Below are 13,387 nucleotides of genomic sequence, written 5' to 3'. Positions count from 1 at the left end.
CCGGCGTAGCTCAGCGGTAGAGCAGTTGACTGTTAATCAATTGGTCGTAGGTTCGATCCCTACCGCCGGAGCCAAAACCCCCTCTGAAGACACTTTCAAATTACATAGTTTGGCGCGCATTTCTCGGTATTTGGGCAATCCGAAAATCGACTAAAAAATGTCGCATCTTCCTCTGGACGCCGCCGGACCGGGTTGCTATACGGCGCGCACCGTTCCGGCGTAGCTCAGCGGTAGAGCAGTTGACTGTTAATCAATTGGTCGTAGGTTCGATCCCTACCGCCGGAGCCAAAAATCCCAAGAAATCAAGCGTTAACCTGCCAAGGCATCCTTGAACTCATCACGCAGTTTGCGTTTCAAAACCTTGCCCGTGGCGTTCAACGGCAGTGCCTCGACGAAGACCACTTTGTCCGGCACCTGCCACTTGGCGATCTTGCCGTCAAAAAACCCCAGCAGCTCGGCCTCGGACGGGTCTTCGCCCTCGGCCTTGACGGCCACTAGCAGCGGGCGTTCGTCCCATTTGGGATGTGGCACGCCGATCACGGCTGCGGTGCTCAATCTCGGGTGCGCTACGGCGATGTTTTCAAGCTCGACCGAGCTGATCCATTCACCGCCCGACTTGATGATGTCCTTGGAGCGGTCGCGGATGGTCATATAGCCATCGGGATCCAGCGTGGCCACGTCGCCGGTGGCGAACCAGCCATCCTGCAGAAGCTCTTGATCCTGCAACTGGAAATAGCTGTCCAACACCCAGTGTCCGCGCACCATCAGGTCGCCCTGCGTGACCCCGTCATGCGGCAGGTCGTTGCCGTCGTCATCGACGATCTTCAGCTCGACCCCAAAAGGCGGACGACCCTGATTCTCGCGCAGTTTGTGCTGTTCCTCGATCGGCAGCTTGCGATGCTTGGCCAGCGGAATGTTGGCGGTGCCCAGCGGGCTCATTTCGCTCATCCCCCAAGCATGCACGGTGTCGACGCCGTATTTTTCCCGGAAGGTCTCGATCATCGAGGGCGGGCACGCCGCACCGCCGATCACCGTACGTTCGAGGCTTTCCAGCTTGGTGCCGCATTTGGCGGCGTGGGCCAGCAGTCCCTGCCAGATCGTGGGAACCCCCATCGCCAGCGTCACGCCATAGGTGTCGATCAGGTTCACCAGCGCCTCGCCATGCAGGTCCGGTCCGGGCAGCACCATCTGCGCACCGGACATGGCACAGCCATAGGGTGATCCCCAGGCGTTGACATGGAACATGGGCACCACCGGCATCACCACATCCATCGCCGAATACCCGATGACGTCGCGGGTGTTCGAGGCAAAGCTGTGCAGAACGGTCGAACGGTGCGAATACAGAACCCCCTTGGGGTGACCGGTCGTGCCCGAGGTATAGCACAGGCTCGAGGCCGTGTTTTCATCGAAGACGGGCCATTCGAAATCGGCGTCGCCGGTCTCGATCAACTCGTCATAGAATTCCAGGCCCGGGATCTGCTGCAGAGCGTCCTCGTTGCGCGGTCCCATCAGGACAAAATGCTTCACCTCGATCAGTTGATCGCGGATCGCGGCAACCAGCGGGAGGAAGGTGGCGTCGAAGAACAGCACCCGGTCCTGCGCGTGGTTGATGATGTAAACCAGCTGTTCGGGGAACAGGCGCGGGTTGATCGTGTGGCAGACGAATCCTGCGCCCGAGGCCGCATAGTAGATCTCAAGATGCCGGCGGTTGTTCCAGGCCAGGGTGCCGATCCGATCCTGCGGCTGCAGGCCCAGCTTGGTCAGCGCCGACCCCATGCGCCGGGCGTTGGCGCCGATCTCGCCCCAGTTCGTCCGAGTGACGGTTCCGTCGGTTTCGACCGACACGATCTCGGTCTGACCATGATAGCGCGCAGCATGATCGATCAGTGACGAAATCAACAACGGTTGCGTCATCATCTGTCCCAGCATGGACATCCTCCCATTCATCGCGCCGCCTTGATGCGGCGTCTGTTGCGGCCCAGCGGCACGGCGACATGGCCGGCCCCGGGGCTTCTCCTCGGGGCCGATCCTGCCAATCATTTAATTGTCTGACAATAAAAGAATGCGACCTGCCGCAGCGGCAGGTCGTCAGATTTGCAGGGCTTCAGCTCCGGTGCCGCAGCGCATAGGCCACGAGTGCGGCGGTCGAGCCGTCCTTGCCCTCGGTGCCCGCATCGCCATCGACGATCGGCCCCAGCGAGGTGGCCAGCTCCTTGCCCAGCTCCACCCCCCACTGGTCGAACGAGTTGATGCCCAACAGCACGCCTTCGACGAACACCCGGTGCTCATAGAGCGCGATGATCTGCCCCAGAACGAAGGGCGTCAGCTGCGGATAGATCAGCGTGGTCGAGGGCCGGTTGCCCGGGAACACGCGATGCCGGGCCTGACGCTCCAACTCGTCGCCCTGCAGGCCCTTCTCGGCCATGCGCGCCCGCGCTTCCTCCAACGACCGGCCGCGCATCAACGCCTCGGACTGGGCCAGGCAGTTTGCCAGCAGCAGACGGTGGTGATGGGCCAGCTCGGGCTCGTGCCCTTCGGCGGCCACCATGAATTCGCAAGGGATCACGTCGGTGCCCTGATGGATCAGCTGGTAAAACGCGTGCTGCCCGTTGGTGCCGGGTTCACCCCAGACCACGGGCCCCGAAGGCACGCTCAGCGCCGAGCCGTCCATAGCCACCGATTTGCCGTTCGATTCCATCTCGAGCTGCTGGAAATAGGCCGGCAACCGCAGCAGCCGTTGATCATAGGGCAGCACCGCGCGGCTGGCATGGCCCAGCACCTGACGGTGCCAGATGCCCACCAGCGCCAGCATCACCGGCATGTTCTCGGCCCAGTCCGCGGCGCGGAAATGCACGTCCATCGCCTGCCCGCCGCGCAGGAACGCGTCAAAGGCGTTCGAGCCCACCGCGATCATCACCGGAAGCCCAACCGGACCCCAGACCGAATAGCGCCCGCCGACCCAATCGGCAAAGCCGAACACGCGGTCAGACGGGATGCCGAAGTCCGCCGTCTTGTCCACAGCGCTGGACACGGCCGCAAACTGCCGCGCCGGGTCGCCCCCGCCGTCCAGCATCCAGGCCCGCGCCGTCCGCGCGTTGGTCATGGTTTCGATGGTGGTAAAGGTCTTGGACGCCACGATCACCAGCGTCCGCGTCGGGTCCAGCTCTCGCAGTGTGTCGGCGATATGCGCGCCATCCACGTTCGAGACATAGTGCAGGCGCGGCCCGTCGTGATAGGGCGCCAGCGCCAGCGTCGCCATCACCGGCCCAAGGTCCGAACCGCCGATGCCGATATTCACCACGTCGGTAAAGCTGCCCCCGGCCCCCTGGGCCGTTCCGCCCCGGACCTCTTCGGCGAACACGCGCATGCGCTGCAGGGTGTCCAAAACGTCGGGCATCACGTCCTGGCCATCAACCTCGACCGGGCCGCCATCCAGATTGCGCAGCGCCGTGTGCAGCACCGCGCGGCCCTCGGTCTCGTTGATCTTGTCACCCCGGAACATCGCGTCGCGCCGCCCGGCCAGACCGGCCTGATCGCACAGGTCGATCAGCGCCGAGCGGATATCCGCGTCAATCAGGGTTTTCGAATAGTCGAACAGCAAATCGCCGGTCGAGGCCGAGAAGCTCTGCGCCCGGCCGGGATCTTGCGCGAACAGATCGAGGATTCGGGTGTCCGCGCCTTTGGCCGCTAGAGTTCTGAGAGTGTCCAGTTGCATGAGATCAATCCGCCCAGTGTACCGTCATTCCATCCAAGACTGCCGCAATTGGCGCCTCCTCGGGCGGCAGGCTCATGGCACGCTCAAGCGCTGCGCGCTTTTTTTCACCATAGATGACCAGGTGTTTGGAAAGGGCGCCATCCAGAACCGGACCCGTCAGGGTGATGCGCGTCTCGGGCTGCGTCTGCGGGCGAGCAACGGCCAACGCCGGTGCATTGCTGGCCAATGCCTGCGCCAGCCCCTCCATCCCCGGAAACAACGAGGCCGTATGCATGTCGTCGCCCATTCCAAGAACCAGCACCGCCAACGGGCGCAGCGGCTCGATCAGAGCTTCGATTTGGGGCAGAACCTCTTCGGGCGTCTTGCCGGGAATATAGAGCGGGACATAGTCCGCCGCCGCCGCTCGATTGGTCAGAAGTCGGTCGCGGATCAGGCGTTCGTTCGACCGGTCACTGTCTGCCGGGACGCAGCGCTCGTCGGTGGGCAGCACACGGACACGCTCCCATTCAAGGTCCGCGGCGCACAGGCTGTCGAAGATCGGTCCGGGCGTGGTGCCGCCGGGAACCGCAAAAGCCACGACATCGTTGTGCAGCAGCGCGGCCTCCAACTCTCCGGCCAGAACGTTGGCAACATCAATGGCCAGCATGTCCCTGTCGGCATATTCCTGAATCTTCATGGCTTGATCCCTTGCCAATGGCGACCGTCGCGTTTCATCAGCAGTTCGGCGTCGCCGGGACCGGTACTGCCGCTGTCATAGGGTTTTGGCACGTCGCCGCGCGCCTGCCACCCCGCAATGATCGGGTCGGTCCAGGCCCAAGCGGCCTCGACCTCGTCTCCGCGCATGAACAGGGTTTGGTTGCCCCGGATCACGTCCATCACCAAACGCTCATAAGCATCCGGCGCTTCCTGGTTTCCGGGCCCGAGCGCTTCGGCAAAGCTCATATCCAACGGGACGTCGATCAGGCGCATGCCGCCTTGCCCCGGCTCTTTGATCGTGACCTTCAGCGTGATGCCTTCGTTCGGTTGCAGGCGAATCGACAGCGTGTTTGCATGCCGCCCGGCCTCGGCCCCGAAGATCGAGTGCGGGGCGTCCTTGAAAATCACGTTGATGACCGAGGACCTTGCCACCAGCCGCTTGCCGGTGCGCAGGTAAAACGGAGTCCCCGCCCACCGCCAATTGCTGACATGCGCCCGCAGCGCCACATAGCTTTCGGTGGTCGAGCGCGGATTGCCCACCGCTTCGCGGTAGCCCGGCCCGTCGGGACCACCCGAATACTGCCCACGCACGATGTGGTGCGGCTGCACCGGGTCCAGCGCGCGGATTACCTTGAGCTTTTCATCGCGCACGGCGTCCGAATCGAACTTGGCGGGCGGTTCCATCGCGATCAGGCACAACAGCTGCATCAGATGGTTTTGCACCATGTCGCGCATGGCCCCCGCGCGCTCGTAATACTCTTCGCGACCATCCACGCCGACGGTCTCGGCGACGGTGATCTGGATATGGTCGACATACTGGCTGTTCCACAGCGGCTCGAACAGCATGTTGCCGAACCGGACGGCCATCAGGTTCTGGACGGTTTCCTTGCCCAGGTAATGATCGATCCGGTAGATTTGGTTTTCGCTAAAATATGAGGCCAGCGTGGCATTCAACGCCCGCGCGCTGTCCAGGTCGTGACCGAACGGCTTTTCGACGACGATCCTCGTCTGCTCGTTTGCCAGGCCGTGCTGGCGGATTTTCTCCGCCAACGGGGCGAACAATCCGGGTCCGACCGAGAAATAAAAGGCGCGGATCCGCGAATCCGTCAACTGCCCCGAAAGTTTTTCCCACCCATCATCAGAACTGGCGTCCAAGCGCAGATACTGCAGCCGGTTCAGGAACCCATCAAGATTGCCCGGATCCGCCGCTTGAGGAGGTGCGTGCTGGGCCAGTGACTCGGCCACGATCGCGCGATAGCCCGGCTGGTCATGCGCGGATCTTGCTGCGGCAATTATCCGAACATCGTCATTCCACTGTCCCGCGCAATAACGGCGAAACAAGGCAGGCAAAATCTTGCGCTGCGCCAGATCCCCGGTGCCACCAAAAATGACCAGATCAAATGGGTCGACGGGTATAACGCGAGAAACCATAAGCCGTCCTTAACGCGCCATCGCCGGCATGTCCAATGTTAGCGCAATCACATCGTGGACTTTCTCTGGTTTTCCAATCTGTACCAATCGTGTGCGCCGCGCCGAACCGCGACCGAAACGCACAAGATTATTCAACCGCTCAGCGCGTCCGCCGTCAACGGAGTGCCAAGATCAGGTTGTGTTTTGAAATTATGAGAGTGAGTAACCTGCGCCGAAACGCAGGTCGGCATTCATTCGATGATCCATCGGCCGGATCAAGGCGCATTGGCCTTGAGCGCGACCTGGCCGATACACTAGTTCAGCCGGTATTCTCCGACGACATTTCGCCATTCTCCGGGCGCGATCATCTTGCGGTGGGTAAAGCGCACCGAATGCAGCGGCCCCTCGATTTCGCGCTGCCAGAACTCGATGAAATTGAACAGCTTGGGATGATCCGGCGCCAAGTCGTAATCCTGCCAGATGAACGTGTTCAGAACATGGATGTAATCCGGCATGCGATAGAAGATTTCAGCCGTTGTCAGGCCATACCCCTTCAGCATCAATTCGGTTTCGTTTTTCTCCATTCAGACCTCCAGATTTCCTCAAAGGTCCCTTCAGGGTAACATGATTCCTTTTCAATCCGTATTAAAACAATGTGTTACCCGAAAAACACCGCGGTTTCTGGCCACTTCCGGGTTGCTTGCTTGCACCCTATGTGCCGGGTCTGATAAGATGCATCCACAAGATATAGACCCAGCACAATAAACGGGCAGTTTACGTGAGCGATACGCCAGAAATCCCCGAAAACATGGATGAAACCCCGCCCGAGCGCCCGGTTTACGACGGCCCGACGGTATCCATCGAATCCGAGATGCGCACGTCCTATCTGGACTATGCCATGTCGGTCATCGTGTCCCGTGCGATCCCCGATCTGCGCGACGGCTTGAAACCGGTGCATCGGCGCATCCTCTATGCGATGCACGAGACCGGGAACACCCATGACAAAGCTTACCGCAAATCGGCCCGTCCCGTGGGCGACGTGATGGGTAAATACCACCCGCACGGTGACAGCGCCATCTATGACGCGCTGGTGCGGATGGCGCAGGATTTCTCGATGTCGCTGCCGCTGCTGGATGGTCAGGGCAACTTCGGCTCGATGGACGGCGACAACCCGGCGGCCATGCGCTACACCGAGGTCCGCATGGACAAGCCCGCCGCCGCCCTGCTGGCCGATATCGAGAAAGAGACGGTCGATTTCCAGGACAACTACGACGGCAAGGACAAGGAACCCACCGTCCTGCCCGCGCGGTTCCCGAACATGCTGGTCAACGGCGCCGGCGGTATCGCGGTGGGCATGGCCACCAACATCCCGCCGCACAACCTGGGCGAAGTGGTCGACGCGACGCTGGCGCTGATCGACGATCCGGACCTGACCAGCGAACAGCTGATCGAATACATCCCCGGCCCCGATTTCCCAACGGGCGGCGTGATGCTAGGCCGGTCCGGCGCGCGCAAGGCGTATCTGGAGGGCCGCGGCAGCGTCATCATCCGCGCCAAGACCCGCGTCGAGGAGTTGCGCAAGGACCGCTATGCCATCATCGTGGATGAAATCCCCTATCAGGTGAACAAAGCCTCGATGATCGAGAAGATCGCCGAAGCCGTGCGTGAAAAGCGCATCGAAGGCGTCAGCCATGTTCAGGACGAATCCGACCGCAACGGCGTCCGGGTGGTGGTCGAGCTGAAGCGCGACGCAACACCCGAGGTGGTGCTGAACCAGCTGTACCGGTTCACGCCGATGCAGACCTCGTTCGGCTGCAACATGCTGGCGCTGAACGGCGGCCGCCCCGAGCAGCTGACCCTGCGCCGGTTCCTGACCAGCTTCATCGACTTCCGCGAAGATGTTGTTGCCCGCCGCACCGCATACGACCTGCGCAAGGCGCGGGAACGCAGCCATATCCTGTGCGGTCTGGCCGTGGCGGTCTCGAACGTGGACGAGGTCGTTGCCACGATCCGGTCCTCGGCCGACGCGGCCGAGGCGCGCGAAAAGCTGATGACCCGCCGCTGGCCCGCAGCCGAGATCGAGAGCTATCTGCGGCTGATCGACGATCCGCTGTCCAAGATGAACGACGACGGCACCTACAACCTGACCGAGGTTCAGGCCCGCGCCATCCTTGATCTGCGCTTGCAACGCCTGACCCAGATTGGTGTCAAAGAGGTGACGGACGAGCTGGAAGACCTGGCCGCCAAGATCAAGGAATACCTAGACATTCTGTCCTCGCGCGAGCGGATCATGAGCATCATCGCCGACGAACTTCGCGAGGTTCGAGAGCAGTTCGCAGTGCCGCGCCGCACGGAAATCGTCGATTGGTCCGGCGATATGGAAGACGAAGATCTGATCGAACGCGAGGACATGGTCGTGACCGTGACCTCGGGCGGCTACATCAAGCGTACGCCGCTGGCCGACTTCCGCGCGCAGAAGCGCGGCGGCAAGGGCCTGTCAGGGATGCAGACCAAGGAAGAGGACGTTGTCACCAATCTGTTCGTGGCGAACACGCATACGCAACTGCTGTTCTTCACCACCGATGGGATGGTCTACAAGCTCAAGACATGGCGCCTGCCCCAGTCGGGTCGCACCGGAAAGGGCAAGGCCATCGTCAACATCCTGCCGATTCCCACCGGCGTTTCGATTGCGGCGATCATGCCAGTCGATGTGCCGGACGAGGAATGGGAAAACCTGCAGATCGTCTTCGCCACCAGCGCCGGCGACGTGCGCCGGAACGCGCTGAGCGATTTCACCAACGTCAAGCGCAACGGCAAGATCGCGATGGATCTACCCGAGGGTGTGGAACTGGTCAACGCGCGCATCTGTTCCGAGGATGACGACGTGATGCTGGTCACCAACTCCGGCCGGGCGATCCGCTTCCCGACCACTGCCGTGCGCGTGTTCAAGGGCCGCAAGTCGACCGGTGTGCGCGGCATCAAGTTGACGAATGGCGATCGGGTCGTCTCGATGTCCGTCATTCGCCACTTCGAGGCCACGGCAGACGAGCGCGCCGCCTACCTGAAGATGCGCCGTCTGATGGCAGGCGTCACCGAAGAGACCGAAACCGACGAAGACGAAGGCAACGCAGACAGCATCCTGCCTCAGGAGCGTTATGCCGAGATGTCTGCGGCGGAAAACCTGATCCTGACCATAACGGCCGGCGGGTCGGGCAAGCTCAGCTCGTCGCATGACTACCCAGTGCGCGGCCGCGGTGGAATGGGCGTGATGGCGATGGACAAGGCGATGCGGGGTGGCCCACTGGTGGCCTCGTTCCCCGTCGAAATCGACGATCAGATCATGCTGGCCACGTCCAAGGGGCAGTCGATCCGGGTTCCGGTCGACGGTATCTCGTTCCGGTCCCGCAGCGCGGGCGGGGTCAAGGTGTTCAACACCGGCAAAGGCGAGGAAGTCGTCAGCGTCGCCTGGATCGCAGACCAGGGTGACGAGGAAGACGATAGCGAAACGTAAGGATGGCCGCCGCAGATCGGCGGCTCTCACCTCAACGACGACGGAGCGGCTTTGCAACAGCAGCCGCTCCTTTTCGTTTCGGCGAATGTCGAAGCGTTCTTTCTGGGGTCAAGCCGGGTTTTGCGTTAGGCTCATCCAATGAGACCCGAACCCAGACTGGACATCATCGGCGCCGCCCTCGCCGACCCAACCCGTGCACGCATCCTGTGCGAACTGATGGACGGTCGGGCGTTCACCAACAAGGAGTTGTCCTGCGCTGCCAACATAACGCCACCAACTGCGACGGCCCATCTCAAGCAGTTGGAGCAGGCCGGACTGACCACTTCGACGCGCAGCGGTAGGCATGTCTATCACCGGATCGCAAACGAACAGGTCGCATCGGCTTTGGAAAAGCTGTCGACGCTAACTCCCAGCGATCATGTCCGGCGGGCCGCGAAACCGGAATCGGGCGTCCTGTTGGCCCGTTGCTGCTATAACCATCTTGCCGGGCGTCTCGGTGTGTGGATCACGGACAACCTGCTGGATACGGGTGTTCTGCAGCTGGCACATGGGGCACTGGCGCCGGGTCCGCGATATCACGCGTTTCTGACCGATCTCGACCTGGACCCACCGCGGGTCAGCGCTCACCGGCCGGTCGCCAAATTCTGTCTGGACTGGACGGAACGCCGAAATCACATCTCAGGTCCCTTGGGAATCGCGATTCTGGAAAAAGCTCTGAAAGACAAATGGTTGGCGCGCCAAAGGTCCAGTCGCGCCCTTACCATCACGCCGGACGGCAAGATCGCACTGACTCGCCATTTCGGCCTTTCGGACTCCGCGCTTGATTGCCTCGGGTCGTCAGTTCGGTCGATGGCGAAGCGATAAGTCACACTTGAGGTGCAAACCCGGTCATTCTGAAGTTGCTTGGTTAGGAGACTGGAATGACCCAAAAACCACAGGACACCGAACGATATCTGACAGACGAAGGTTGGCGCCTGATCGTTCAGGTTCCCGAGGACCGTGCGCAGGCGGTGGTTGATGCTGTTCTGGCGGAAGCCAACCTTGTTTATGGCGATTATGATCGCGTCACCTTCCGGTCGACGCCCGGAACTCAGAGCTTTCGGTCACTCGGGACCGGACGCAATGCCGTCACCTGCGACACGGTCGATGTTCCCTGTGTCGAAGTCTCGTTCTTTCTGGATGTATCGAACGGCGCGCGTTCGGCCGTGCTGCGCGCAATCTACGCGGCCCATCCCTATGAAGAACCAGTGATCTTTCTGCACCCGTGTTTTCGAACGCTGCACATCCGCGGGCATGACGAAGACAACCCGAACCGGTTCTGGAATCGGCCTCCGGAAGACTGGGTCCCTGATGCACACCGCGGCTAGATGACCCCTATCATACCCATAGCGGTCGTCTTTCCAGGTCAAAGACCGTAGAGCGTGCCGAATTTGTCTTCGAGATAAGCCAACAACGGCTCGGGCCCGGGCTCCATGCCGCTGGCGCGGCGGATGACATCGCGTGGGGCATACAGACCGCCATGCTGCTGAACATGCTCGCGCAGCCATCCGGTTGCAGCGGCGGTATCGCCCTGTGCCAGTTGATCATCCAGGCTTGGAACTGCCGCCCGCAGAGCCTGATACAGACAGCCTGCGTACACATTGCCCAGCGAATAGGTCGGGAAGTAGCCAAACAGGCCAACCGACCAGTGCACGTCCTGTAGACACCCGTTCGACGGCTTGTCGACCGCATAGCCGAAATCGGCATGGAAGCGGTCGTTCCACGCGGCCTCGAGGTCCTGCACCTGCAGATCGCCCGACATAAGTGCGCGTTCCAAATCGAACCGCAGCATGACGTGCAGATTGTACTGAACCTCGTCCGCTTCGGTGCGGATGTATCCGTTGTGCACCCGGTTGACGGCGGCATAGAAGGTATCTTCATCCGCGATGCCGAAATCACCGAAGGTGTCCGTCATCTGCCGGAACAGCCAGCCCGTGAAGGCGCGCGAGCGGCCCAGCTGATTTTCATAGATGCGGCTCTGACTTTCATGGACACCCATCGAAACGCCCTCACCCAGCGGAGTCAGAGCGTAAGCCGGATTTATGCCCTGCTCATAGCAGGCGTGCCCGACCTCATGGATGGTCGAATAGAAACAGTTGAACGGGTCGGTTTCGCTGGTGCGGGTAGTGATCCGCACGTCATCGCCGCTGCCCGAACTGAACGGGTGCACCGCCTTGTCCACCCGACCGCGGTTCAGGTCGTAGCCAAAGGTCCCGGCCAGCTTTTGCGTCAGCTTCATCTGCGCCACTTCGTCGAACGTGCCGGTCACCCCCGCCGGGGACGGCCGGTCCAGCACAGCCGCGCGCAGCGCAACCAGGCGTGGGCGCATGGCGTCGAAGATCGCACCGATCTGGGCAGCGGTCGTGTAGGGTTCGTAATCCTCGACCAGCGCGTCATAGACATCGCCGCCTTGCGCCAGAGCCGCCCCTTCCTCACGCCGCAGAGCCACGACTTCCTCCAGAACCGGAAGAAACGCGGCAACATCCTCGTCGGCGCGGGCCTGTGCCCACTTGCCCTGCGCGGCCGAGGTCACGCGGGCGATAGCCGTGGCCAGATCAGCGGGCACCTTGACCGTGCGCTTGTAAGTGCGGCGGATTTCGCGCAGCTGCGCCTGGCCCACCTCGGTGTCGGCATGGGCATTCTCCAGCCACGCGGCCACGCGCGGATCCGAACGGCGCGCATGCAGGACGGCTTCGATCGCGGCCATCTCCTCGGCGCGCTGGTTGGCGGCCCCGCGCGGCATGACAGTCTCCTGGTCCCAGCCCAGACGCCCGGCGATCTGTGCCAGTGCCGAGGTTTCCCGCTGAAAGGCCATCAGGTCGTTGAATGCAGTCATTGGGTCAAGCTCCGCGCAGCGAGGTTGCGATGGGATAAGCGGTCAGGAACCGGGCGCGCAGGATCAGGGTCCAGACGACCACGGCCATGAACTGGTGGAAGATGGCGATCTGCCAGGGCGCGCCATAGACCACAGTGAGGATGCCCACGACCACCTGCAGCGACAGCGCCGCGAACATGGCGTTGAAAGCGAACCGGGTCTGCGGGTGGGCACTGCTGCTGCCGCGCCGCCAGACGAAGATGCCGAAGGCGAAAAGTATATAGCCCACGCAGCGGTGGATGAACTGCACCAACCCCGGGCTTTCAAAGAAGTTGCGCCACATCGGTTCAAGCGCGGTGGCGTCCGGCGGTAGCACCTGCCCGCCAATCAGCGGCCAGTCGGTATAGGACCGACCGGCGTCGATGCCCGCCACCAATGCGCCGATCAGAATCTGCAGAAAGGCAAAGTGCAGCAGCCCGGTCGACAGCGAGAACAGCCGCGCCTCTTTCGCGCGGCGAGCCTGCATCAGGTCGCGTTCCTCGCGCCCCAGCATGAAGATGTACCAGGCCAGAAAGCCGAGGATCACGAACGCGAGGCCAAGATGGGTGGCCAGACGATAACTGGCAACCGCGGTCATCCCCTCGCCCTGCGTCACGCCCGAAGCCACCATCCACCAACCGACGGCGCCCTGAACGCCGCCCAGCAGTCCGGGGATCGCAAGGCGCCCGGTCCAGCCTGCGGGGATCTTGCGCAGCACCAGAAAGCCAAAGAAGCCAAGCGCCCAGACAAGACCGATCACCCGGCCCAGCTGCCGGTGGCCCCATTCCCACCAGTAGATGGTCTTGAAGTCATCCACCTCCATCCACTGGTTCATGATCCGCCACTGGTCGATCTGTTTGTACTTGTCGAACTCGGCCTGCCAGTCCGCCTCGGACATCGGCGGGATCGCCCCGGTGACCGGTCGCCATTCGGTGATCGACAGGCCGCTGTCGGTCAGGCGGGTCAACCCGCCCACCGCGATCATCACGACGACAAGCGCGAACAGGATCATCAGCCAGACACGGATGGCCTTGCGTGCGCCACCCCGGCCACGGTCGATCATGCCGGGCTGGACCGTTTCCTGCTTTTGTTCACCCGAGACTTCTTCGAAGATGCTGCGCTTGCCGCTCATGCCGTCCTCATGTCCTTGATTTTCCCGCAA

The 13,387-nt window shown here is 62.1% G+C and carries 10 protein-coding genes and 1 tRNA gene; 4 read left to right on the top strand and 7 right to left on the bottom strand.

The features are described 5' to 3' along the window. Nucleotides 1-213: 213 nt before the first annotated feature. A tRNA-Asn gene (locus tag AC2FNL_RS06945) sits at nt 214-288 on the top strand. A gap of 21 nt (nt 289-309) precedes the next feature. On the opposite strand, the gene AC2FNL_RS06940 is transcribed toward AC2FNL_RS06945, so the two are convergent. The 5 genes from AC2FNL_RS06940 to AC2FNL_RS06920 all read right to left on the bottom strand — a co-directional run bounded on the left by AC2FNL_RS06940 (nt 310) and on the right by AC2FNL_RS06920 (nt 6,405). Continuing rightward, complete coding sequence (locus AC2FNL_RS06940; RefSeq protein WP_496832927.1) at nt 310-1,929, bottom strand: long-chain-fatty-acid--CoA ligase; 1,620 nt, start codon at nt 1,927-1,929, stop codon at nt 310-312. Nucleotides 1,930-2,104: 175 nt separating this feature from the next. Further along, nucleotides 2,105-3,715 (bottom strand): glucose-6-phosphate isomerase, encoded by a 1,611-nt coding sequence (gene pgi / locus AC2FNL_RS06935; RefSeq protein WP_496832926.1) that lies wholly within the window; start codon nt 3,713-3,715, stop codon nt 2,105-2,107. Between the two features lie 4 nt (nt 3,716-3,719). Continuing rightward, nucleotides 3,720-4,391, bottom strand: a complete 672-nt coding sequence (gene pgl / locus AC2FNL_RS06930; protein ID WP_093962204.1) for a 6-phosphogluconolactonase — start codon at nt 4,389-4,391, stop codon at nt 3,720-3,722. Beyond that, complete coding sequence (zwf, locus tag AC2FNL_RS06925; protein ID WP_496832925.1) at nt 4,388-5,842, bottom strand: glucose-6-phosphate dehydrogenase; 1,455 nt, start codon at nt 5,840-5,842, stop codon at nt 4,388-4,390. The genes pgl and zwf overlap by 4 nt, the downstream gene beginning before the upstream one ends. A gap of 293 nt (nt 5,843-6,135) precedes the next feature. Continuing rightward, entirely contained in the window at nt 6,136-6,405 is a 270-nt protein-coding gene (locus AC2FNL_RS06920; RefSeq protein WP_093962206.1) for an usg protein, read from the bottom strand. A gap of 224 nt (nt 6,406-6,629) precedes the next feature. Between AC2FNL_RS06920 and gyrA the strand changes: the two genes are divergently transcribed. The 3 genes from gyrA (at nt 6,630) to AC2FNL_RS06905 (ending at nt 10,699) form a co-directional block, all read left to right on the top strand. Beyond that, nucleotides 6,630-9,332, top strand: coding sequence for a DNA gyrase subunit A (gene gyrA, locus AC2FNL_RS06915; protein WP_170366759.1), 2,703 nt, complete (start codon nt 6,630-6,632; stop codon nt 9,330-9,332). A 138-nt stretch (nt 9,333-9,470) separates the two neighbouring features. Then, complete coding sequence (locus tag AC2FNL_RS06910) at nt 9,471-10,196, top strand: ArsR/SmtB family transcription factor (protein ID WP_496832924.1); 726 nt, start codon at nt 9,471-9,473, stop codon at nt 10,194-10,196. Between the two features lie 56 nt (nt 10,197-10,252). Beyond that, nucleotides 10,253-10,699: a YqfO family protein gene (locus AC2FNL_RS06905; protein WP_496832923.1), complete on the top strand. Its 447-nt coding sequence runs from the start codon at nt 10,253-10,255 to the stop codon at nt 10,697-10,699. 38 nt (nt 10,700-10,737) lie between these two features. Here AC2FNL_RS06905 and AC2FNL_RS06900 read toward each other — a convergent pair whose 3' ends face one another. Both AC2FNL_RS06900 and ctaA read right to left on the bottom strand, forming a co-directional pair. Beyond that, nucleotides 10,738-12,207 (bottom strand): carboxypeptidase M32, encoded by a 1,470-nt coding sequence (locus tag AC2FNL_RS06900; RefSeq protein ID WP_496832922.1) that lies wholly within the window; start codon nt 12,205-12,207, stop codon nt 10,738-10,740. A gap of 4 nt (nt 12,208-12,211) precedes the next feature. Beyond that, the gene (gene ctaA / locus AC2FNL_RS06895; RefSeq protein ID WP_496832921.1) at nt 12,212-13,357 is read right to left on the bottom strand and encodes a heme A synthase; all 1,146 of its coding nucleotides are present in this window, start codon (nt 13,355-13,357) and stop codon (nt 12,212-12,214) included. Between the last annotated feature and the right edge of the window lie 30 nt (nt 13,358-13,387).

Source organism: Ruegeria sp. CRTD044 (assembly GCF_059613485.1).
The sequence above is the reverse complement of the archived record's forward strand: the minus strand, read 5'-3'. Positions and strand labels throughout refer to the sequence as shown.

What these genes read in the sequence shown, in the direction of transcription:
- AC2FNL_RS06940 (WP_496832927.1), bottom strand. Translation starts at nt 1,929, where the DNA reads ATGCTGGGACAGATGATGACGCAACCGTTGTTGATTTCGTCACTGATC.
- AC2FNL_RS06900 (WP_496832922.1), bottom strand. Translation starts at nt 12,207, where the DNA reads ATGACTGCATTCAACGACCTGATGGCCTTTCAGCGGGAAACCTCGGCA.
- ctaA (WP_496832921.1), bottom strand. Translation starts at nt 13,357, where the DNA reads ATGAGCGGCAAGCGCAGCATCTTCGAAGAAGTCTCGGGTGAACAAAAG.
- pgi (WP_496832926.1), bottom strand. Translation starts at nt 3,715, where the DNA reads ATGCAACTGGACACTCTCAGAACTCTAGCGGCCAAAGGCGCGGACACC.
- zwf (WP_496832925.1), bottom strand. Translation starts at nt 5,842, where the DNA reads ATGGTTTCTCGCGTTATACCCGTCGACCCATTTGATCTGGTCATTTTT.
- AC2FNL_RS06905 (WP_496832923.1), top strand. Translation starts at nt 10,253, where the DNA reads ATGACCCAAAAACCACAGGACACCGAACGATATCTGACAGACGAAGGT.
- gyrA (WP_170366759.1), top strand. Translation starts at nt 6,630, where the DNA reads ATGGATGAAACCCCGCCCGAGCGCCCGGTTTACGACGGCCCGACGGTA.
- AC2FNL_RS06910 (WP_496832924.1), top strand. Translation starts at nt 9,471, where the DNA reads ATGAGACCCGAACCCAGACTGGACATCATCGGCGCCGCCCTCGCCGAC.
- AC2FNL_RS06920 (WP_093962206.1), bottom strand. Translation starts at nt 6,405, where the DNA reads ATGGAGAAAAACGAAACCGAATTGATGCTGAAGGGGTATGGCCTGACA.
- pgl (WP_093962204.1), bottom strand. Translation starts at nt 4,391, where the DNA reads ATGAAGATTCAGGAATATGCCGACAGGGACATGCTGGCCATTGATGTT.